The organism is Micromonospora sp. LHW51205 (assembly GCF_003315815.1).
Taxonomy (GTDB): domain Bacteria; phylum Actinomycetota; class Actinomycetes; order Mycobacteriales; family Micromonosporaceae; genus Micromonospora; species Micromonospora chalcea.
Genome location: NZ_QMEZ01000006.1, coordinates 252,912 through 272,173 on the forward strand (window position 1 = coordinate 252,912; position 19,262 = coordinate 272,173).

General features: G+C 73.9%; 21 protein-coding genes. 17 read left to right on the top strand and 4 right to left on the bottom strand.

What is annotated here, in order from left to right:
- Positions 1-35: 35 nt before the first annotated feature.
- The 3 genes from DQE82_RS23055 to DQE82_RS23065 are packed head-to-tail and all read right to left on the bottom strand — an operon-like array spanning position 36 to position 3,225.
- Positions 36-1,373 carry a hypothetical protein gene (locus DQE82_RS23055; protein WP_113973843.1) on the bottom strand — a complete coding sequence of 446 codons (1,338 nt, stop codon included), beginning with the start codon at positions 1,371-1,373 and terminating at the stop codon, positions 36-38.
- Positions 1,370-2,188: a sugar phosphate isomerase/epimerase family protein gene (locus tag DQE82_RS23060; RefSeq protein ID WP_113973845.1), complete on the bottom strand. Its 819-nt coding sequence runs from the start codon at positions 2,186-2,188 to the stop codon at positions 1,370-1,372. Before DQE82_RS23060 ends, DQE82_RS23055 begins: the two co-directional genes overlap by 4 nt.
- A complete protein-coding gene (locus tag DQE82_RS23065; protein ID WP_113973848.1) occupies positions 2,188-3,225 on the bottom strand; it encodes a zinc-binding dehydrogenase in 1,038 nt (345 codons plus the stop codon). Before DQE82_RS23065 ends, DQE82_RS23060 begins: the two co-directional genes overlap by 1 nt.
- A 121-nt stretch (positions 3,226-3,346) precedes the next feature.
- Here DQE82_RS23065 and DQE82_RS23070 point away from each other — a divergent pair, with 121 nt between their 5' ends.
- From DQE82_RS23070 to DQE82_RS23090, 5 genes are read left to right on the top strand one after another with little or no spacing between them, the layout of a single operon-like run.
- Positions 3,347-4,738, top strand: a complete 1,392-nt coding sequence (locus DQE82_RS23070) for an ABC transporter substrate-binding protein (protein ID WP_113973850.1) — start codon at positions 3,347-3,349, stop codon at positions 4,736-4,738.
- Positions 4,735-5,694: a carbohydrate ABC transporter permease gene (locus DQE82_RS23075; protein ID WP_113973852.1), complete on the top strand. Its 960-nt coding sequence runs from the start codon at positions 4,735-4,737 to the stop codon at positions 5,692-5,694. The genes DQE82_RS23070 and DQE82_RS23075 overlap by 4 nt, the downstream gene beginning before the upstream one ends.
- Positions 5,694-6,560, top strand: a complete 867-nt coding sequence (locus DQE82_RS23080) for a carbohydrate ABC transporter permease (RefSeq protein WP_113973854.1) — start codon at positions 5,694-5,696, stop codon at positions 6,558-6,560. Before DQE82_RS23075 ends, DQE82_RS23080 begins: the two co-directional genes overlap by 1 nt.
- Before the next feature lie 22 nt (positions 6,561-6,582).
- Entirely contained in the window at positions 6,583-7,188 is a 606-nt protein-coding gene (locus DQE82_RS23085; protein ID WP_069088186.1) for a phosphoesterase PA-phosphatase, read from the top strand.
- 32 nt (positions 7,189-7,220) lie between these two features.
- Positions 7,221-7,826, top strand: a complete 606-nt coding sequence (locus tag DQE82_RS23090; RefSeq protein ID WP_043324656.1) for a bifunctional 2-polyprenyl-6-hydroxyphenol methylase/3-demethylubiquinol 3-O-methyltransferase UbiG — start codon at positions 7,221-7,223, stop codon at positions 7,824-7,826.
- A gap of 22 nt (positions 7,827-7,848) precedes the next feature.
- Here DQE82_RS23090 and eccB read toward each other — a convergent pair whose 3' ends face one another.
- Positions 7,849-9,231 carry a type VII secretion protein EccB gene (gene eccB / locus DQE82_RS23095; RefSeq protein ID WP_113973855.1) on the bottom strand — a complete coding sequence of 461 codons (1,383 nt, stop codon included), beginning with the start codon at positions 9,229-9,231 and terminating at the stop codon, positions 7,849-7,851.
- Between the two features lie 201 nt (positions 9,232-9,432).
- On the opposite strand from eccB, the gene trxA reads away from it, so the two are divergent.
- The 12 genes from trxA to DQE82_RS23155 all read left to right on the top strand — a co-directional run bounded on the left by trxA (position 9,433) and on the right by DQE82_RS23155 (position 19,136).
- Positions 9,433-9,786 carry a thioredoxin gene (trxA, locus tag DQE82_RS23100; protein ID WP_113973857.1) on the top strand — a complete coding sequence of 118 codons (354 nt, stop codon included), beginning with the start codon at positions 9,433-9,435 and terminating at the stop codon, positions 9,784-9,786.
- Positions 9,787-9,841: 55 nt separating this feature from the next.
- Entirely contained in the window at positions 9,842-10,111 is a 270-nt protein-coding gene (locus tag DQE82_RS23105; RefSeq protein WP_013285930.1) for a metal-sensitive transcriptional regulator, read from the top strand.
- A gap of 162 nt (positions 10,112-10,273) precedes the next feature.
- A complete protein-coding gene (locus DQE82_RS23110; RefSeq protein WP_043324660.1) occupies positions 10,274-11,671 on the top strand; it encodes an MBL fold metallo-hydrolase in 1,398 nt (465 codons plus the stop codon).
- 85 nt (positions 11,672-11,756) lie between these two features.
- Positions 11,757-12,341, top strand: coding sequence for a rhodanese-like domain-containing protein (locus DQE82_RS23115; RefSeq protein ID WP_064446201.1), 585 nt, complete (start codon positions 11,757-11,759; stop codon positions 12,339-12,341).
- A complete protein-coding gene (locus DQE82_RS23120) occupies positions 12,338-13,234 on the top strand; it encodes a sulfite exporter TauE/SafE family protein (protein ID WP_043324662.1) in 897 nt (298 codons plus the stop codon). The genes DQE82_RS23115 and DQE82_RS23120 overlap by 4 nt, the downstream gene beginning before the upstream one ends.
- A complete protein-coding gene (locus DQE82_RS23125) occupies positions 13,173-13,781 on the top strand; it encodes a bifunctional 2-polyprenyl-6-hydroxyphenol methylase/3-demethylubiquinol 3-O-methyltransferase UbiG (protein ID WP_043324663.1) in 609 nt (202 codons plus the stop codon). The genes DQE82_RS23120 and DQE82_RS23125 overlap by 62 nt, the downstream gene beginning before the upstream one ends.
- Before the next feature lie 81 nt (positions 13,782-13,862).
- A complete protein-coding gene (locus tag DQE82_RS23130; protein ID WP_043324664.1) occupies positions 13,863-14,573 on the top strand; it encodes a spermidine synthase in 711 nt (236 codons plus the stop codon).
- A gap of 72 nt (positions 14,574-14,645) precedes the next feature.
- Positions 14,646-14,825 carry a hypothetical protein gene (locus tag DQE82_RS23135; RefSeq protein WP_043324665.1) on the top strand — a complete coding sequence of 60 codons (180 nt, stop codon included), beginning with the start codon at positions 14,646-14,648 and terminating at the stop codon, positions 14,823-14,825.
- 100 nt (positions 14,826-14,925) lie between these two features.
- Entirely contained in the window at positions 14,926-16,605 is a 1,680-nt protein-coding gene (locus DQE82_RS23140; protein WP_113973859.1) for a long-chain-fatty-acid--CoA ligase, read from the top strand.
- Between the two features lie 121 nt (positions 16,606-16,726).
- Complete coding sequence (locus DQE82_RS23145) at positions 16,727-17,818, top strand: winged helix DNA-binding domain-containing protein (protein WP_113973943.1); 1,092 nt, start codon at positions 16,727-16,729, stop codon at positions 17,816-17,818.
- A 15-nt stretch (positions 17,819-17,833) separates the two neighbouring features.
- On the top strand, positions 17,834-18,349 hold the full coding sequence (locus DQE82_RS23150; RefSeq protein WP_064446203.1) for an AAA family ATPase: 516 nt from the start codon (positions 17,834-17,836) through the stop codon (positions 18,347-18,349).
- A 19-nt stretch (positions 18,350-18,368) separates the two neighbouring features.
- Positions 18,369-19,136 (top strand): trans-aconitate 2-methyltransferase, encoded by a 768-nt coding sequence (locus DQE82_RS23155; protein ID WP_113973861.1) that lies wholly within the window; start codon positions 18,369-18,371, stop codon positions 19,134-19,136.
- Positions 19,137-19,262 lie beyond the last annotated feature (126 nt).

A 19,262-nucleotide genomic window follows, 5' to 3' on the forward strand; every position in this document is an offset into this window, starting at 1 on the left:
CCGGCCCGCGTCGGTCCACCCGGCGCCCACCGGGGTCACTCCTGGGCGAGCGCGTCCAGCACCAGCGCGGCGGTCCAGCTGAACGCCGGTGAACCCAGTCCGGCGCCGGTGTCCGGATGGAAGTACTCGTGGCAGCCGGCCCGGTCGACCAGGTCGAGCAGCGACTCGCGCAGTCCGGCGGCCAGGTCGGCCCGTCGGTGGGTACGCAGACCCTGCCAGAGCAGCCAGCCGGTGTTGATCCAGCACGGCCCGCGCCAGTAGCGCAGCGGCTCGAAGTCCGGGGCGGTGCGGTCGTACGTGGGCAGCGGCCGGTCCATCCGGGCGGCCAGCCCGAAACGCGGCGAGCACGCCTCGGCCAGCACCGCAGACACCTGCGCGGCGGGCAGCTCGGGCAGCGCCAGCGGGATCAGCCCGAGCACGGTACGGGCCGGCACGAGGCGGTCGGCGCGCACGTCGCGGGGACGGAACGTGCCGGTGACCGGGTCCCAGAGCCGGGTGACGATCGCCTCGGTGATCCGGGCCCCCCGGTCCCGGTGCGGCCCCGGGTCGGCGCCGATCACCGAGGCGATGCGCGCGAGGGCGTACTCGGAGACGCCGAGCGCGGCGTTCACCAGCGGGCACTCCACCAGGAACGGGTGCCGCCCGAGCAGCCCCTCGTCCCGGTAGCGGCCGGCCCGGTACGACTCCACCAGCGCGACGTAGCGCGCGTAGTCCAGGTCGGTGGGGCGCTGCGCCGCGTCGGCGTGCGCGGTGTCGTGCCGGCGGTACGCGCGCATCACCGCCTCGTCGGCGGGCACCGCGGCCAGCGGCGCGTCCCAGGCCGGGCTGTTGTCCAGTCCGGACTCCCACGGGTGCACGATCGCGGCCAGCCCGCCGCCGCCCGCGTCGCGCCGCCCGGTCAGGTAGCGCTGCTGCGCGACGAGCCTCGGGTAGAGCCGGCGCAGCGCGGCCACCGACGCCTCGGAGGAGGCGCGGCGGTGCACCAGCCAGGCGGCCGGGGCGTGCACCGGCGGCTGGACGATGCCGGAGGTGGCGCGGGCCGGGGCGCCGTCGGCGCGGGCCGAGTCCCAGAACTGGGGCCCGGGGAAGTACGGCCCGGCACGGGAGGCGGGGTTGAACACGATGTGCGGCACCCGCCCGTCGATCCACTGCGCGGCGAACAGCGTCCGCAGCTCCCGCCAGGCCCGGTCGGGGCGGACGTGGGCCAGGCCGATCGCGATGAACGCCGAGTCCCAGCTCCACTGGTGCGGGTAGAGCGTGCGGGAGGGCACCGTGTGGTCGTGTTCCCAGTTGGCGTCCAGGGTGGCCAGCGCGAGGCGGCGCAGCCGAGCGTGACGGTCGGCGTCGGCGCGTACCCCGGTGGTCAGCGTCATGCGGCGGCCCGCCGGGGACGGGCCTGGGCCAGCGCGGTGGCGGCCTGGCGCAGCGCGGCGACCGGCTCGCCGCGCAGCCGGCACTCCAGCGCTAGCCAGCCGGTGTAGCCGATCGCGTCCAGCGTGCCCAGCAGCGCCGCCCAGTCGAGGTGCCCCGCGCCGGGCTGGTGCCGGTTGGAGTCGCTGACCTGCACGTGCCCGAGGTACGGCGCGGCGGCGCGCAGCGCGGCGTGCGGGTCGTCCTCCTCGATGTTCATGTGGTACGTGTCGGCGGCCACCCGCAGCGCCGGTGAGCCGACCGCGCGGCACAGCTCGACGGCCTGGTCGAGCCGGTTGACCATGTGGTCCTCGTACCGGTTGAGCGGTTCCAGGAACACGGTGACCCCTTCGGCGCGGGCGTGCCCGGCCAGCTCGCCCAGGGCGTCGACGAGCACCCGCCGGTCGTCGTCGGCCGAGCGTGGTGGTTCGAACGGGGGCAGCCGGCGGGAGAACATGCCCCACGCGGCCGGCGTCATCGCGCCGACGCCGCCCAGCTCGGCGATCACCGAGAGCTGCGAGCGCAGGTTGTCCACCGCGTCGCGGGAGCGGCCCGGGTCGAAGTCGCCGACGAAGTGGTCCATCTCGACGCAGACGGTCGGCATGACCACGCCGGCGGCGCGGGCGCGGCGCAGCTCCGGCAGCCGCCCGGCCAGCGCGAGGTCACCCCGGCCGCGCAGCTCGATGCCCTGGTAGCCGAGGGAGACGGCGAGGGCGTACTTCCCGATCAGGTCGGCGCCGGGGAGCAACTGCTCCTGGCAGGCGAGCGGAATGTCCATCAGAACCTCAGCACCACTTGGAGGACGTCACCGTCACCGCGGTCGAGCAACGCCAGGGCGTCGGCCACCGCGCCCGCGTCGACGACGTGGCTCACCAGCGGCAGCGGGTCGACGCTGCCCTCGGCCACCAGGTCCATGAACGTGTCCGCGATCCGGGTCCCGGACCACCGGCCGGCCGTGCCGGGCGCCGGGTCCGGCCCGGAGACCTGGGCGGCCACCAGCTGGATCCGGTTGTGGTGGAACTCCTCGCCGAGTTCCAGCCCGTGGGCGTACCCCTGGTAGAAGCCGGCCGCGACGACGCGGCCGGCGTGGGCGGTGGCCCGGATCGCCTCGTGCAGCGCCGGGTACGACCCGGACAGCTCCAGGCACACGTCGGCGCCCCGGCCGCCGGTGTCGGCGCGCAGCGCGGCGGCGGGCGACTCGGCGGCGGCGTCGACCGTCCGGCGGGCGCCGAGCCCGGTGGCGTGCGCGAGCCGCCCGGGCATCCGGTCGACGGCTACCACGCGGGCGCCGGAGAGCACCGCGAGGCGCGTGCCGAGCAGCCCGATCACGCCCTGCCCGAAGACGCCCACCCAGTCGCCCAGGTGCAGGTCACCGGCGAGCACCGCGGTCAGCGCGATGGCGCCGGGGCGGGCGAAGACGGCGGCGAGCGGGTCGATGCCGGGCGGCAGCGGATGCGCCGCCGCGGCGGACAGCACCGCTTCGGCGCGGTGCCCCCAGATGCCCCAGACGAGCTGGCCGGGCCGCCGCCCGGCGACGTCGGGAGCGACCTCGACGATCTCGCCGACCTCCTCGTAACCGAAACCCACCACCGGGTACGCGGACCCGGCCTGGCGGGGCACGAACATGCGGGCGCCGGCGTCCCAGTCCTTGCGCAGTCGCGGGTTGCTGCCCCGGTAGAGCGTCAGCTCGGTGCCGGCGGAGATGCCCGAGTAGTGGGTGCGGACGCGGACCTGGCCCGGACCGAGCCGGTCCGCGGGGCAGGGCTCCAGGCGTACGTGCCGGGGCCCGGCCAGAGAGACAACCCAGTTGCTCATGGCGTCGCTCCGAAGAAAGTGCCGGCCTCGATTCTAACCCAAAAAATGGGCATATGTGATTACATTGACGAATCGATGGGTATTAGCGGCAGGCCGTACTCTTTCGAGAGGAGTGCCACCGATGTCATCACCCTCCACACGGCGGCTCGCAATCAGCCTGATCCTGGCACTGGCCGGGACCGGCGTGGCCGCATGCAGCGACGACGGGCAGAAATCCGACAGTTCCCGGATCACCGTCTGGAGCCTGGAAGACGTGGCGGACCGGGTCGCCGCCACCAAGGCGATCATCGCCGACTACACCGCGAAGACCGGCGTCAAGGTCAACCTGGTCACCGTCAACGAGGACCAGTTCCCGTCCCTGATCGCCTCCAGCGCCGCCGCCGGCGACCTGCCCGACGTGGTCGGCTCGGTCTCGCTCGCCGGGGTGCGCACGCTGTCCGCCAACGAGCTGGTGGACGCCGACGCCAACGGCGCCGTCGTCGAGCGGCTCGGCCGGGACACGTTCACCCCGCGCGCGCTGGAACTCACCAGCGACGGCGGCACGCAGCTCGCCGTACCGAGCGACGGGTGGGGCCAGCTGCTCGTCTACCGCAAGGACCTGTTCGACGCCGCCGGCCTGCCGGCGCCCGACACGTACGAGAGGATCGCCGCCGCCGCGGCGAAGCTGAACACCGGCGGCGTCGCCGGCATCACCGCGGCGACCGCCCCCGGTGACGTGTTCACCCAGCAGACGTTCGAGCACCTGGCGCTGGCGAACAACTGCCGGCTCACCGACGACTCCGGCAAGGTCGTTCTCGACTCCCCCGAGTGCGTCGAGGCGTTCCGCTTCTACGGCGACCTGATGCGCAACAACTCGGTCAAGGGCGCCCAGGACGTCGACACCACCCGGGCCACCTACTTCGCCGGCAAGGCGGCCATGCTGATCTGGTCGCCGTTCATCCTCGACGAGCTGGCCGGGCTGCGCGCCGACGCCCGTCCCACCTGCCCGCAGTGCAAGTCCGACCCGGCGTGGCTGGCCAAGAACAGCGGGTTCGTCACCGCGATCAAGGGCCCGAACGGCACCGAGCCCGCCCAGTACGGCGAGGTCAGCTCCTGGTCGGTACTCGACGGCGCGGCCGACCCGGCGAAGTCGTTCGTGGAGTACATGCTCTCCGACGGCTACCCGCGCTGGTTCGGCATGTCCCCCGAGGGGCGCTTCCCGGTTCGCACCGGCACGCCGGAGGACAAGCAGAAGTTCCGCACCGCCTGGAACACCAGCCCGGCCGGCGTGGACACCAAGAAGCCACTGTCCGAGGTCTACGGCGAGGACGTGCTCGCCACGCTGCGGCGCAGCCCCGACACGTTCCAGCGCTGGGGCCTGACCGAGAACCAGGGCAAGCTCGTCGGCGCCATCCTGGGTGAACTACCAGTGCCCAAGGCGCTCGCCGACGTCGTCGGCGGCAAGTCCGACGCCCGCGCCGCCGCCGAACGCGCCCGCAAGGACGTCGAGGCGATAGCCAAGGGCGTCAATTGACCACCACCGCGCCGGAGGCCGGCCGCTCCCCCACCCCGGAGCGGTCCCGCCGACCCGGCCGGCGCCCGCTGACGCTGCGCCGCCGCGAGTCCCGCGCCGGGCTCGCGCTGGTCGCCCCGACCCTGCTCGTCGTGCTCGCGGTGATCGGCATACCCATCGTCTGGACGGTGGTGCTGGCCTTCCAGCGGGTACGCCTGGCGACGCTGCGCAAGACCGGCCTGTTCGGCGAGCTGACGCTGGACAACATCGACCGGGTGCTGCACACCCCCGGGTTCGCCGACACGCTCTGGACCACAGTGCTCTACAGCGTCGGCGGCACCGCCGGCTCGATAGTGGTGGGCCTGGTGGCGGCGCTGGCCGTACGCGGGCCGTTCCGGGGCCGCACGCTGGTACGCGCGTCGATGCTGCTGCCGTACGTGGCGCCGGTGGTCGCCATGACGTTCGTCTGGCAGGTGATGCTGGACCCGCAGCTCGGCATCGTCAACGACTGGGGCAAGCGCTTCCTCGGCTGGGATCAGCCGGTGCCGTTCCTGTCGCAGGAGTCCACCGCGCTGTGGACGGTGATCGCGTTCGAGGCGTGGCGCTACTTCCCGTTCGCGTTCCTGTTCCTGCTCGCGCGGCTCCAGGCGGTGCCCGGTGAGCTGGAGGAGGCCGCCCGGGTCGACGGCGCCACACCCACGCAGCGGTTCCGGCACATCCTGCTGCCGCAGCTCATGCCGGTGATCGCGCTGATCGGCGTGCTGCGGTTCATCATGACGTTCAACAAGTTCGACGACGTCTACCTGCTCACCGGCGGCTCGGCCGGCACCGAGGTGGTGAGCGTCCGCGTCTACCAGTTCCTCACCGCCCGTACCGACATAGGCGCGGCCGCCGCCCAGGCCGTCGTGCTCGCCGTGGTGCTGCTCGTGTTCGTGGCGATCTACCTGCGCTTCTTCGGCGCGCGACGGGAGGCGTGATGGACCGGGACCGGATCGAGACGGTCAGCCTGCGCTGGCTGCGCCGGCTGGTGATCGCCGGGTTCCTGGTGGTCACGCTGCTGCCGTTCTGGTACATGCTGGTGCTGTCGGTACGCCCGATCGAACGCCTGCTGCTCGAACCCGGCTCGCTGTGGGTGCCGTTCGGCGAGCTGACCGTCGCCACGTACGCGGAGGTGCTGAAATCCGTCTCCGACGGCGGCCAGGGCTTCCTCACGTTCATCCGCAACAGCGGCCTGGTGGCGCTCGCCGCCACCGCGCTCACCCTGGTGATCGCCATTCCCGGCGCGTACGCGGTGTCCCGCCTGCGGTTCTTCGGCCGACGCCAGGTCAGCGCGCTGTTCCTGGCGGTCTACCTGTTCCCGTCGATAGTCATCGCGATCCCGCTGTTCGTGGTCTTCACCCGGGCCGGGCTGCGCGGGTCGCTGACCGGCCTGGTGCTCGTCTACATCTCGCAAACCCTGCCGGTGTCGGTCTACATGCTGAAGAACTACTTCGAGACCATCCCGGTCAGCCTCGAGGAGTCGGCGGCGATCGACGGCGCCGGCCGGCTCGGCATCATCCGCCGGGTCAGCCTGCCGCTCGCCGCGCCGTCGGTGATGGCCGTCGCGCTGTACGACTTCATGATCGCCTGGAACGAGTACCTGTTCGCGCTGCTGTTCCTGGTCGACCGGCCCGACCGGTGGACCGTGTCGCTGGGGCTGTCGCTGCTCGCCGACGGCGTCGAGGTGCCCAAGACCGTGCTGATGGCCGGCTCGGTCATCCTCACGCTGCCGATCGTGGTGCTGTTCTTCGCCGGGGAGCGAATGCTCACCGAGGGACTCACCAGCGGGGCCGAGAAGGGCTGAGCGTCCGTGCCAGGATGATCGGGTGCGAGCATCACGGGAGGACCGACCGGCCGGCACCCGACTGGCCCGGCTGCTCACCGAGGCGCTCGCCCCGACCGTCCTGGTCACCGCGCTGCCGCTGATCGCCGCCGCCCGGGTCAGCCGCTCGGCGGGCCAGTTCCTGCTCTGGGGCGGCATCGCGCTCACGTTCTGCGCCGTCATCCCGATCGGCGTGCTCGTCCACGGCGTACGCCGGGGGCGGCTCACCGACCGGCACGTCGGCGACCGCACCCAGCGGGCCCGGCCGCTGTCGATCGGGCTGGCCTCGGTCGCGGCCGGGTTGCTGCTGCTGGCGGCGGTCCGCGCGCCCGCCGAACTGTTCGCCGTGATCGTGGTGGTCTTCGTGGTCGGCGCGGCGTGCGCGCTGGTGAACCACTGGTGGAAGCTGAGCATCCACGCGGCGGTCGCCGCCGCCACCGTCGCCGTGCTGGTGCCGCTGGCCGGGCCGGCGGCGAACCTCGGCTGGGCGCTCGTCGCGGCGGTCGGCTGGTCCCGGGTACGGCTGGTCGACCACACCTGGCCGCAGGTGCTGGCCGGCGTCGCGCTCGGCGGACCGCTGGCCGCCGGCACGTTCCTGGCGCTCGCCTGACCCGCCGCCACAAGATCAGCTACGGTGGCCTCATGGGCAAGCCGACCCGCTGGGTGACCGACACGAAGCCCGGCCACTCGCAGTGGTACGTGGACCGCTTCCGCCAGCTCGCCGCCGAGGGCGCCGACCTGTCCGGTGAGGCGCGGCTGCTCGACGCGCTCGTACCGCCGGGCGCGCGCGTGCTGGACGCCGGCTGCGGCACCGGCCGGGTCGCCGCCGCGCTCGCCGCACGCGGGCACGACGCCGTGGGCGTGGACGCCGACCCGACACTCGTCGAGGCGGCCCGCGCCGACCACCCCGGCCCCCGCTTCCTGGTCGCCGACCTGGCCGAGCTGGACCTGGCCGCGCAGGGTGAGGCCGAGCCGTTCGACGCCGCCGTGCTCGCCGGCAACGTGATGGTCTTCGTCGCCCCCGGCACCGAACGCGACGTGCTGGCCCGCGTCGCCGCCCACGTGCGCCCGGACGGCCTGGTGGTGGTCGGTTTCGCCACCGACCGGGGCTACCCGGTCGGCGACCTGGACGCCGACGCGGTGGCCGCCGGACTGCGCCCCGAGCACCGTTTCGCCACCTGGGACCTGCGCCCCTGGCGCGACGACGCCGACTTCGCGGTGAGCGTGCTGCGCCGCCCCGCCGACTGACCCTTCTCCTGCCGACCAGGGCTCACGCGGGTGCGGCGACGGTGCGGGCGGCCTCCGGGTCGAGCGGGCTGCCCGCCGGCAGGAGGTCCACCAGGCCCGCCGGCAGCCGCGCCGGACGCACCCCGGCGTAGCCGAGCATGCCCGGCACGTCCGCGCCGGTCAGCGCGTACCGCCGCCCCAGGTCGGTGACCACGCAGACCGTGCCGCCGCTCGCGCCCGGCGCGGACACCGCCTCCACCAGCGCGCCACGTCCCGGCTCCACCAGCACCTCGTCGGCGAGCCCGGCCCGGCCGCCGGGCGTCCGCGTGGCGGCGGCGAGGTCCGGCGCGGTGACGCCCACGCGGATCTCGCGTACGCCGGCATCGTCCCCGGCCAGCGCGCAGATCGCACCGTTCTCGGCGGCGGCCAGCCGGGGCGGTACGGCGGGCGGCGCGGTCGGCCCGCCGGGCACCAGACCGGGCAGCTTCGGCAGCGCGGCGAACCGGCCGAGCGTGATCGGTTCGGGCTCCCCCTGGCCGGTGCGGGCCAGCAGCAGCGCCGCCTGCAACTCGGTGATGCCGGCCAGCCCGCCGCGCTGCGCCACCGCGTACTGCCGCCCGCCACCGGAGTTGCGCACCAGGTACACGTCACCCACGCTCGCGCCGGTGACCCGCTCGGACGGCTCACCGAGGTCACCGACCGGTGGCGGGACCAGGTCGGCACCGGCCGGCAGCGTGTTGAGCAGCGCCGCCGCGACCGGCACCGCCCGTTCCCGCGTGGCGGCCAGCGCGGCGAGCACCCGGTCGGTGTCGCGCAGCAGGTAGCGCCGGTCGTGCCAGAGCAGGTGCAGGCCGCCGTCCGGGTGCCGTGCCAGCAGCCCCTGGTCGCCGAGCGCCCGGCCGCCGGTGGCCTGCCGCCCGATCAGCAGCACCGACCGGGCCGCGCCGCGCCCGGTCTCGCCCTCATCCGTGGAGCAGAGCGTCCACGCGTCGCGGACGAGCCGGTTCGGCGCGGGCAGCGAGTCCGGCGCGTCGGCGATGCCCAGCGGCAGACCGCGCGGCACCCCCTCGATGGCGCGGCGGCCGACCAGCACCGTCTTCGGCTGCTCCGCCCCGATGATCAGCAGCGCGGAGGCGTAGTTCAACACCGGGTGCAGCTTCTCGTCGCGGTAGACGAACCGTGCGCCCGACTCCTTCTCCACGATCACCGCGCCGGTCTCGCGCCACGAGTCACCGCCGCCGGTGAACAGGCCGTAGAGGGCGACGCCGCCGAGCGCGATCGCGGCGACCAGGACGCTGGCCAGACCGGCGCCGGCCAGCCGGCGGAACGGGGACTGCGGCGGGTCCGTCTCCCGCATGACGAGCGCGGCGACCGCCCGCTGGACGGTGAACTGGTACGAGTGCAGCTGGTCCTGCCGCGACGCCATCGTGTCCCTTCCCGCCGGGATGGTCGGCGCACAGGATAAGCGCTCCGTCGATGCCCCGGCGACCCTGCGTGTCCCTCACCGGCCCGGACCCCACCACCTCCCCGAGCTGGAGTCGATCAAGGCGGCCAGGACCACCCCACCCGGAATGGATACCCCCGGGGGTGTGTTACACATGCAGAACCCGAATCAACGGAGGCACCGATGGCCAGCGTGGCGTTGACCACCACCGACTTCGCGGAGACCGTCAACCGGGACGGCATCGTCCTGGTCGACTTCTGGGCCGCCTGGTGCGGTCCCTGCCGGGCGTTCGCGCCGGTCTACGAGAAGGCCAGCGAGCAGCACCCGGATATCGTCTTCGGCAAGGTCGACACCGAGGCGGAGCCCACCCTCGCGGCGGCCGCCCAGATCCGGTCGATCCCGACGCTCATGGCGTTCCGGGACGGCGTGCTGGTGTTCGCCCAGCCGGGCGCCCTGCCGACGGCGGGGCTGGAGGAGTTGATCCGGGCCGTGCGTGACCTCGACATGAACGAGGTCCGGGCCCAGGCCGGCGTCTGATCGGGGTGGCGACAGTGGTACCCCCTGGGGTATGTTCGAGCGCAGGAGGTGGGACGTGAATCTTCGACCCGAGATGACCGGCGAGGCGCTGACCCGGCTGAAGCGTGCCCGGGGGCAGCTCAACGCCGTCATCGAGATGATGGAGAACGGCGAGGACTGCCGCGCCGCGCTGACCCAGCTCGCCGCGGTCTCCAAGGCCATCGACCGGGCCGGCTTCAAGATCATCGCTTCCGGCATGCGCTACTGCGACGCCGCCCGCCAGGCCGGCGAGGAACCGGAGATGACCGAGGAGGAGCTGGAGAAGCTCTTCCTGTCCCTGGCCTGACGGCGCCCGACCGACCGACTGAGTCCCGCCCGCCCGACCGGCTGAGCCCCGCCCGCGCCGTGTGACCACGGCGCGGGTGGGTAAACCACTGCCCGGAGAACCCGGGCCGCAGACTGTCCCACACATACCCCCCGGGGTATATAGGCAATGAGAGGAAACGACATGACTCTCGACGTGTCCGTCATCGCGACCTCCTCGCTCGGCGACCGCAGCTACCTGGCCTCCGACGGCCGGGTGGCGATCGTGGTCGACCCGCAGCGCGACATCGACCGCATCCTCTACCTGGCCGGCGCCAAGGGCGTACGGATCACCCACGTGGTGGAGACGCACATCCACAACGACTACGTCTCCGGCGGCCTGGAGCTGGCCCGGATCACCGGCGCGCAGTACCTCGTGGCCGCCGCCGACACCGTCGAGTTCGACCGCACGCCGGTCTCCGACGGCGACACCGTGCCGGTCTCGGACACCATGCGGCTGCGGGTGCTCGGCACCCCGGGCCACACGTTCCACCACCTGTCGTACGTGCTCGACGAGCGCGACGGCGACTGGACGCCGGCCGGCGTGTTCACCGGCGGCTCGCTGCTGTTCGGCACCACCGGCCGCACCGACCTGCTGGGCCAGCAGTACGCGCACGAGCTGGCGCACCACCAGCACGCCTCCGCGCGCAAGCTGGCCGACCTGCTGCCCGACGGCGCGCAGGTGTGGCCCACGCACGGCTTCGGCAGCTTCTGCTCGGCCAGCCAGGCCGACGCCCCCGAGTCGACGATCGGCCGGGAGAAGCAGGCCAACCCGGTGCTGCGGCTGGCCGCCGACCAGTTCGTCACCGAGACGCTGGCCGGGCTGGACGCCTACCCGGCGTACTACGCCCACATGGGCGTGGCGAACGCCGCCGGTCCCGCCCCGGTGGACCTCACTCCGGTGGCCCGCGCCGACGCCGACGAGCTGCGCCGCCGCATCGCCGCCGGCGAGTGGGTGGTCGACCTTCGCCACCGCAAGGCGTACGCGGCCTCGCACCTGGCCGGCACGGTCAGCCTCGGCCTGGACGGGCCGATGTCGACATGGCTCGGCTGGCTGATCGACTGGGGCGTGCCGATCACGTTCCTGGCGCAGACCCCGGAGCAGGTCGCCGACGCCCAGCGGGAGCTGGTCCGCATCGGCATCGACCGCCCGGCCGCCCAGGCCACCGGCGAGCCCGAGCAGTGGACCGGCGACCCGTCGCAGCTGCGCGAGATGGCCGTGGCCGACTTCGACGCGCTGGCCGCCGCGCAGGCCGGGAAGACGCCGGCCGGGCTGCCCGAGCCGCAGGTCGTCCTCGACGTGCGGATGACAGGCGAGTGGAAGGCCGGGCACATCGACGGCGCGGTGCACGTGCCGCTGCCGGACGTGCCGAAGCGGCTCGCCGACATCCCCGCCGGGACGGTCTGGGTGCACTGCGGCTCCGGCTACCGGGCCACCGCCGCCGCGTCCCTGCTCGCCAACGCCGGCCGCGACGTGGTGCTGATCGACGACTCGTACGGCCGGGCCGAGGCGGCCGGCGTACGCATGGCGCCCAGCGCCTGACCTCTCCCCGAGCGCCCGGCCGGCGTGCCCCTGCGCCGGCCGGTGCTCGACCCTGCCCGAAAACACCCACTGAAGGAGACAGAGCATGACCACGACCACCCCCACCACCATCGACGCGGCGACGCTGCGCGAACTGATCGCCGCCGGCCGTACGCCCCGGATGCTCGACGTGCGCACGCCCGGTGAGTTCGAGGCGGCGCACATCCCCGGCGCGTACAACGTGCCGCTGGACCTGCTCCGGGAGCACCGCGCGGAGCTGCGCAGCCACCTGGACGAGGACGTGGTGCTGATCTGCCGCTCCGGCGTCCGGGCCGGCCAGGCCGGTCAGGCGCTCGGCACCGTCGGCCTGCCCAACGTCAAGGTGCTCGACGGCGGCATGCTGGCCTGGCAGGCCACGAACGCGCCGGTCAACCAGGGCCGGGCCCGCTGGGACCTGGAGCGCCAGGTACGTCTCGTCGCCGGCTCGATCGTGCTCGCCGCGATCCTCGGGTCGGTGTTCGTGCCGGGCCTGAAGTGGGTCGCCGCGTTCATCGGCGCGGGCCTCACGTTCGCCGCGCTCACAAACACCTGCGCCATGGGCATGCTGCTGAGCAAGCTGCCGTACAACCGGGGCGCGAGCTGCGACCTGGACACGATCGTGGGGCAGCTGCGCGACGGGAGCCGCAGGTGACCACCCTCGCGCTGACGCTCGCCGGCGCGGTGCTGATCGGCGTGACGCTGGGTCTGCTCGGCGGCGGCGGTTCGATCCTCGCCGTGCCGCTGCTGGTCTACGTCGCCGACCTGCCCGCGAAGGAGGCCATCGCCACCTCGCTGCTCGTCGTCGGCGTGACCAGCGCGGTGGGCGTGCTGCCGCACGCCCGCGCGAACCGGGTCCGCTGGCGCACCGGGCTCATCTTCGGCGTGGCCGGCATGACCGGCGCCTACGCGGGCGGCCGGCTGGCCGAGTTCGTGCCGGCGAGCGTCCTGCTCACCGGGTTCGCGCTGATGATGCTGGCCACCGCGGTCGCGATGCTCCGGGGCCGCCGGTCCACCGAGGGCCGGTCGAAGCCGCACGAGCTGCCGATGCTGCGGGTGGTCGGGGACGGCGTGGTCGTCGGGCTGGTCACCGGCCTGGTCGGCGCGGGCGGCGGCTTCCTGGTCGTACCGGCTCTGGCCCTGCTGGGCGGCCTGCCGATGCCGGTGGCGGTCGGCACCTCGCTGGTCGTCATCGCGCTGAAGTCGTTCGCCGGCCTGGCCGGCTACCTGTCCAGCGTGCAGATCCACTGGGGGCTGGCCGGCGCGGTCACCGCCGCCGCGGTCGTCGGCAGCCTGCTCGGTGGCCGGCTCGCCGGGCGGATCCCGGCCGACGTGCTGCGCCGCGGCTTCGGCTGGTTCGTCGTGGTGATGGGCGTGTTCGTGCTCGCCCAGCAGCTGCCGCTGATCTGGGGACTCACCGTGGGAGCGCTTGCCGCGGCCGGTACGGTCACCATGGCGGTGTGGGCCCGCCGAGGAAGGGGACACAGTGGACAGCAGCACCTGGGACAGCCGGTACGCCGACACGCCCGGGCTGGTGTGGAGCGCTGAGCCCAACCGTTTCGTGGTCGAGTCGGTCGCCGGGCTGACTCCCGGGTCGGCGCTGGACATCGCGGCCGGCGAGGGACGCAACGCGGTCTGGCTGGCCGGTCAGGGCTGGCGGGTCAACGCGGTGGACTTCTCCACCGTGGCCGTCGAGCGGGGGCGGCAGATGGCCGCCGCGCGGGGCGTGACAGTCGACTGGCGGGTAGCGGACGTGACCGCGTACCGGCCGGTGCCGAACAGTTACGACCTGGTGCTGATCAGCTACCTGCACCTGCCCGCCGCCGAGTTCGCCGGCGTGCTCGCGGCGGCGAAGTCCGCGCTGCGCCCCGGCGGCACGCTCGTGGTGGTCGGGCACGACCTGGCCAACCTCACCGGTGGCACCGGCGGCCCGCAGGACCCCGCCGTGCTGCTCACGCCCGAGGCGGTGGTCGACGGGCTGGCCGGGCTGCGGGTCCAGCGCGCCGAGACCACCCGCCGGCCGGTCCCGACGAGCGACGGCGGCGCCGTGGACGCGCTGGACACGGTCGTGGTGGCCACCCGCCCCGCCGACTGAGCGCCACGCGCCGTGGTTTCGCCGGGCCGGGCCGGCACCGGCCGGTAGCATCCGGGGACGGATCGGCGGAGAGGACACCGGGTGGGCGCGCGCTTCGAGGAACTGGCCTGGCGGGAGACGCCGATCGGCGAGATCAGCCTGCGGCGGCGGCGCGACCCGGCGCTGGGCGCCGAGGTGTACGAGGTGAAGCTCGATGACGAGTACCTCATGTCCAGCGCCTTCCCGGTGGCGGAGATCGAGCTGGCCCGGCTCGGACTGGCCGCGCTGACCGGCACGGAGCTGGACGTGGTGGTCGGCGGGCTCGGCCTCGGCTACACGGCACGGACCGCGCTGGAGGATCCCCGGGTGCGTTCGCTGCTCGTGGTCGAGGCGATCGAGGACGTGATCGACTGGCACCGCCGGGACCTGCTGCCGTTCACCGCCGGGCTGGCCACCGATCCGCGTACCCGGTTCGTCCGGGCGGATTTCTTCGCCGCGGTCGCCGACGGCGGTTTCGACCCGGACGAGCCGGGCCGCCGCTTCCACGCGGTGCTGCTGGACGTGGACCACTCCCCCCGTCAGGTGCTGCACCCGAGCCACGCCGCGTTCTACACGGTCGACGGGCTGCGCCGGCTGGCCGCGCTGCTGCACCCGGACGGGGTCTTCGCGCTCTGGTCGAACGACCCGCCGGACCCGGAGTTCCAGCGCACTCTCACCGCTGTGTTCCCGACCTCGGTGGCGCACGTCGTCCGGTTCCCGAACCCGTTGCAGGGCCGGGAGGCGGCGAACACCGTGTACGTGGCCCGGCACTGATCCACCGGGCCACGCATGGCCGTAGGGCCAGCGGGAAAGCGGGCGGCCGACCGTACGACGGGAGGCTGGGACATGCGTGCGTTGCTCTGGGTGGTCGGCGTGGTCGCCGGTGTGATCATCCTGCTCGGGCTGCTGCTGGAGGCGGTCCGCTGGCTCGTCATCATCGGCGTGATCGCGCTCGCCGCGGTGATCATCGTCGGCATCGTGAAGGGCCGGCGGGTGGTGCACCAGCATTCGACACGCCGGCACTGACCTGCGCAGGTGTGACCTACCCGGCAACCTACGTTAGCGTAGGTTACCGCCCGGTCACGTTAGGCTGGGGTCGTCATCCGCGCGACGAGGAGTAACGGCGATGGACGCGACCGCCCAGCGACCCTGGACCCGTAGCTACGCGCCGGGGGTACCGGCCGAGATCGCCGAGCCGGACGGCTCGCTCGTCGACCTGCTCACCGAGGCGGCCGGGCGGTTCGGGCCCCGGGTCGCGCTCGACTTCTACGGCGCCACCACCACGTTCACCGAGCTGGCCGACCAGGTGTCCCGCGCCGCCGAGGCGCTGCGCCGCCTCGGCGTCGGCCCGGGCGACCGGGTGGCGCTGGTGCTGCCGAACTGCCCGCAGCATGTGGTCGCCTTCTACGCCGTGCTGCGGCTCGGCGCGGTCGTGGTCGAGCACAACCCGCTCTACACCGCCGACGAGCTGGACCGGCAGCTCACCGACCACGGCGCAGGCGTCGCGATCGTGTGGGACAAGGTCGCGCCGCTGGTGGCGGGACGCGGCGCCGTGCGTACCGTGGTGGCGGTCGACCTGACCGCGGCGCTACCGCGGCTCAAGCGGTGGGCGCTGCGGGCGCCGCTTCCGAAGGTCCGCGCCGCCCGCGCCGCGATGACCGCCCCCGCGCCCGGCGCTCTGGCCTGGTCGGACCTGGTCGCCGCGGCCGGGCCGCTGCCCGCCGGGCATCCCGCGCCGGAGGCCGGCGACGTGGCGTTGCTCCAGTACACCGGCGGCACCACCGGCGAGCCCAAGGGCGCGGTGCTGACCCACCGCAACCTGCGCGCCAACGCCGCGCAGGGCCGGGCCTGGGTCCCCGGCCTGCGCGACGGCGAGGAGACCGTGTACGCGGTGCTGCCGCTGTTCCACGCCTACGGGCTGACGCTCTGCCTCACCTTCGCCGTCAGCATCGGGGCCACCCTGGTGCTGTTCCCCCGCTTCGACGCCGACCAGGTGCTCGACGCGGTCCGCCGCCGCCCGCCGACGTTCCTGCCCGCGGTGCCGCCGGTCTACGCGAAGCTCGCCACCGCCGCCCGCGAACGCGCCGTCGACCTCACCTCCATCCGGTACGCGATCTCCGGCGCGATGTCGCTGCCACCGGCCACCGTGGAGCTGTGGGAGCAGGTGACCGGCGGCCTGCTGGTCGAGGGGTACGGGATGACCGAGACGTCCCCGATCACCGTCGGCAACCCGGTCGCGCCGACCCGCCGGCCCGGCACCGTCGGCGTGCCGTTCCCCTCCACCGACGTGCGCATCGTCGACCCGGAGGACCCGAGCCGCGACCGCACCCCGGGCGAGGCCGGTGAGCTGCTGGTCCGCGGCCCGCAGGTGTTCTCCGGCTACTGGCACCGGCCGGAGGAGACGGCGAAGGTGCTGCTGCCCGGCGGCTGGATGCGCACCGGCGACATCGTCACCATGGACGCCGACGGCTTCATCACGGTGGTCGACCGGATCAAGGAGCTGATCATCACCGGCGGCTTCAACGTCTACCCGTCCGAGGTGGAGGAGGCGTTGCGCCGCGTCCCCGGCGTACGCGAGGCCGCCGCCGTGGGAATGCCCACCGACGACGGCGAGGAGGTCGTCGCCGCGGTGGTGGTCGACCCGGCGGTGGCCGCCACCCCGGAGGCGATCCGGACCTCGTGCCGCACCCACCTGGCCGGGTACAAGGTGCCGCGCCGGGTCGTGGTCGTTGACGAGCTGCCGTACTCCCAGATCGGCAAGATCCTGCGCCGCGAGGTCCGTGAACGGCTGCTCGCCGCCCGCTGACGCAGTCCCCCACGGCCCGCGGACGGCGAGTGGAACGCCATGGGTGTCAAACGGGGCCGAAGACACCCACAGCGTTCCACCGACAGCCGGACGTGTCGGTGCCGGCGCCTACGCTGTGGCGATGGTCGACAGACGTCAGGTGCTGGCCTTCCGCGTGCGCGCCCAACAGCTCGACCGGGCGCAGGGCTCGCTCGCCGACACCGCCGTGCTCGACATCGGCGTGCAGGACACCGGCCCCGACGGCGGCCGCTGGGCGCTGGCGACGCGCGGGGTCGACGTGACCTCGCTGACCGGTGACGACGTGGTCATGCTCTGGACCGTACGCGGCGCCCCGCACCTCTACCGCCGCGCCGACGTGGGCGCGGTGGCCACGGCGGTCGAGCCGTTCTCCGACGCCGACGCGGGCAAGCGCATCTACGACGCGGCGAAACCGTTGAAGGCCGCCGGCATCGGCATCGTCGCCGCACTCGACGAGGTGGCCGCCCGGATGCGGGAGATCGTCCGCACGCCGACGGTCAAGGGCGAGGTCTCCGGGCGGCTCGCCGAGGTGATGCCCGAGCCCTACCTGCGGCACTGCCGGCCGTGCGACGCGATCCACCTCTACGAGATGCCGTTCCGGCTCGCCGCCGTACGCGCCGGGCTGGAGCTGCGCCTCGACACGTCACCGCCGGTCCTGGAACGCATCCGCGGGTTCCATCCGGCCGCCGCGCCCGGCGACCGGTTCGAGCTCATCCGCGCCTACCTGCGGCTGCTCGGCCCGGCCACCCCGAAGCACGTCGCCGACTACCTCGACGCCCCGGTCAAGGAGGTCAAGGCCCGCTGGCCGGGCGACGCGGTCGAGGTGAGCGTCGACGGTGAGACGCGCTGGCTGCTCGCCGCCGACGAGGCGGCGCTGGCGTCGGCGGACGCCACGACGACCCGCCTGCTCGGCCCGTTCGACCTGTTCCTCCAGGCGAAGGACCGGGCGACGCTCGTGCCGGACGCGGCCCGCGCCAAGGAGTTGTGGCCGGTGCTGGGCCGCCCTGGCGCCGTGCTGGCCGACGGGGAGCTGGCCGGCACGTGGCGGCCCCGCAAGTCCGGCCGGTCGTTCACCGTCGCCGTCCAGCCGTGGCGAAGGCTCACCGGCAGCACCCGCGACGCGGTGGTCGCGGAGGCCGAGCGCCTCGCCGCGTACCGGGGTGTGCCGCTCGCGGGTGTCGACTTCGCCGCGTGATGGCATCATGATCGCGTGATCGTCTGGCTCAACGGCGCGTTCGGTGCCGGCAAGACGACCACCGCGCGGCTGCTCACGGAGTCGCTTCCGGACGCGCGGCTGTTCGACCCGGAGTTCCTCGGCTCGATGCTCACCGCGTTCGTCACCCCGCCGACCGGCGACTTCCAGGACCTGCCCCTGTGGCGTCACCTCGTCGTGCAGACGGTCACCGGCCTGGACCGGCACCACCCGGGCATCTGGATCGTGCCGATGAGCCTGCTCGTCCCGGCGTACCGCGCGGAGATCCTCGGCGGCATCCGCGCCGCGGGCGTCGACGTCCGCGAGGTCGTGCTCACGCTCCCCGAGGACCGGTTGCGGGCCCGGATCGACGCCGACCAGGTCGAGTCCGGCGCGCGCGGCTGGCGGCACGACCACGTCGCCCGGGCGCTGGACACGTTCGCGTCGGTGACCGACGCCCACCTGATCGACGCCACCGTCCCGCCCGAGCAGGTGGCCGACGCCGTCGCCGCGCACGTCACGGGCGCAGCCTGATCGTGGGAGGATGCTCGGCATGCCGGATCGCGCGTTGAGCTTCGGAGCGGCGGCGCAGGCGTACGAGCGGTTCCGGCCCGGCTACCCCGAGGAGCTTGCCGACCTGGTGCTGGCGTACGCGGACCGGCCGGTCCGGAGCGCCCTGGAGATCGGCGCCGGGACCGGCAAGGCCACCCGGCTGTTCGCGCGGCGCGGCATCGCGGTCACCGCCACCGACCCGGATTCCGCGATGCTCGCCGAACTGCGCCGGCACGTCCCGGCCGGGGTGCGGGTCCGGCAGGCCGCGTTCGAGCAGTTGCGCGCCGGCGAGCACCACGACCTGGTGTACGCGGCGGCGGCGCTGCACTGGACCGACCCGGACCGACGGTGGGAGCGGATCGCCGGGCTGCTCGCGTCCGACGGTGTGTTCGCCTCGTTCGGCGGGCCGCTGCGGCTGGCCGACCCGGCGCTGCGCGACGGGGTGGCCGCGGCCCGAGCCGAGTTCATCGCCGACGACGAGATCCCGTCGCCGGACGGGACGCCGCCGGAGGCCGGCATGCAGTGGCCCGGCACGGAGCTGCGCGCCTCCGAGTGGTTCACCGACGTACGCCAGTCGGAGATCGCGCGGCGGATCACGATGAGTGCCGACGACTTCGTCGGTCTGCTGTCGACCGTCTCGGCCTACCTCGAACTGCCGCCACATGTCCGTGAGCAGGTGTTCCGCCGCGTCCGGGATGTACTGCCCGGCGCGGTCGAGGTCACCGCCGACGTCACGGTCCACCTGGCCCGGCGGACGTCGCAGACCTGATCAACCGGCACCGGGTGATCCCTTGACGGCACCCTGGCGCGAGTCGGCCCGCCACGGCGCCCCTTCGCCGCCGTCGGCACGCGGAGGCGTCCTGGCACCGCGCCGGACGACAACCCGAAGATCTAC

What these genes read in the sequence shown, in the direction of transcription:
- DQE82_RS23145 (WP_113973943.1), top strand. Translation starts at nt 16,727, where the DNA reads ATGGTCGACAGACGTCAGGTGCTGGCCTTCCGCGTGCGCGCCCAACAG.
- DQE82_RS23055 (WP_113973843.1), bottom strand. Translation starts at nt 1,373, where the DNA reads ATGACGCTGACCACCGGGGTACGCGCCGACGCCGACCGTCACGCTCGG.
- DQE82_RS23155 (WP_113973861.1), top strand. Translation starts at nt 18,369, where the DNA reads ATGCCGGATCGCGCGTTGAGCTTCGGAGCGGCGGCGCAGGCGTACGAG.
- trxA (WP_113973857.1), top strand. Translation starts at nt 9,433, where the DNA reads ATGGCCAGCGTGGCGTTGACCACCACCGACTTCGCGGAGACCGTCAAC.
- eccB (WP_113973855.1), bottom strand. Translation starts at nt 9,231, where the DNA reads ATGGCGTCGCGGCAGGACCAGCTGCACTCGTACCAGTTCACCGTCCAG.
- DQE82_RS23065 (WP_113973848.1), bottom strand. Translation starts at nt 3,225, where the DNA reads ATGAGCAACTGGGTTGTCTCTCTGGCCGGGCCCCGGCACGTACGCCTG.
- DQE82_RS23070 (WP_113973850.1), top strand. Translation starts at nt 3,347, where the DNA reads ATGTCATCACCCTCCACACGGCGGCTCGCAATCAGCCTGATCCTGGCA.
- DQE82_RS23115 (WP_064446201.1), top strand. Translation starts at nt 11,757, where the DNA reads ATGACCACGACCACCCCCACCACCATCGACGCGGCGACGCTGCGCGAA.
- DQE82_RS23135 (WP_043324665.1), top strand. Translation starts at nt 14,646, where the DNA reads ATGCGTGCGTTGCTCTGGGTGGTCGGCGTGGTCGCCGGTGTGATCATC.
- DQE82_RS23110 (WP_043324660.1), top strand. Translation starts at nt 10,274, where the DNA reads ATGACTCTCGACGTGTCCGTCATCGCGACCTCCTCGCTCGGCGACCGC.
- DQE82_RS23080 (WP_113973854.1), top strand. Translation starts at nt 5,694, where the DNA reads ATGGACCGGGACCGGATCGAGACGGTCAGCCTGCGCTGGCTGCGCCGG.
- DQE82_RS23140 (WP_113973859.1), top strand. Translation starts at nt 14,926, where the DNA reads ATGGACGCGACCGCCCAGCGACCCTGGACCCGTAGCTACGCGCCGGGG.
- DQE82_RS23090 (WP_043324656.1), top strand. Translation starts at nt 7,221, where the DNA reads ATGGGCAAGCCGACCCGCTGGGTGACCGACACGAAGCCCGGCCACTCG.
- DQE82_RS23060 (WP_113973845.1), bottom strand. Translation starts at nt 2,188, where the DNA reads ATGGACATTCCGCTCGCCTGCCAGGAGCAGTTGCTCCCCGGCGCCGAC.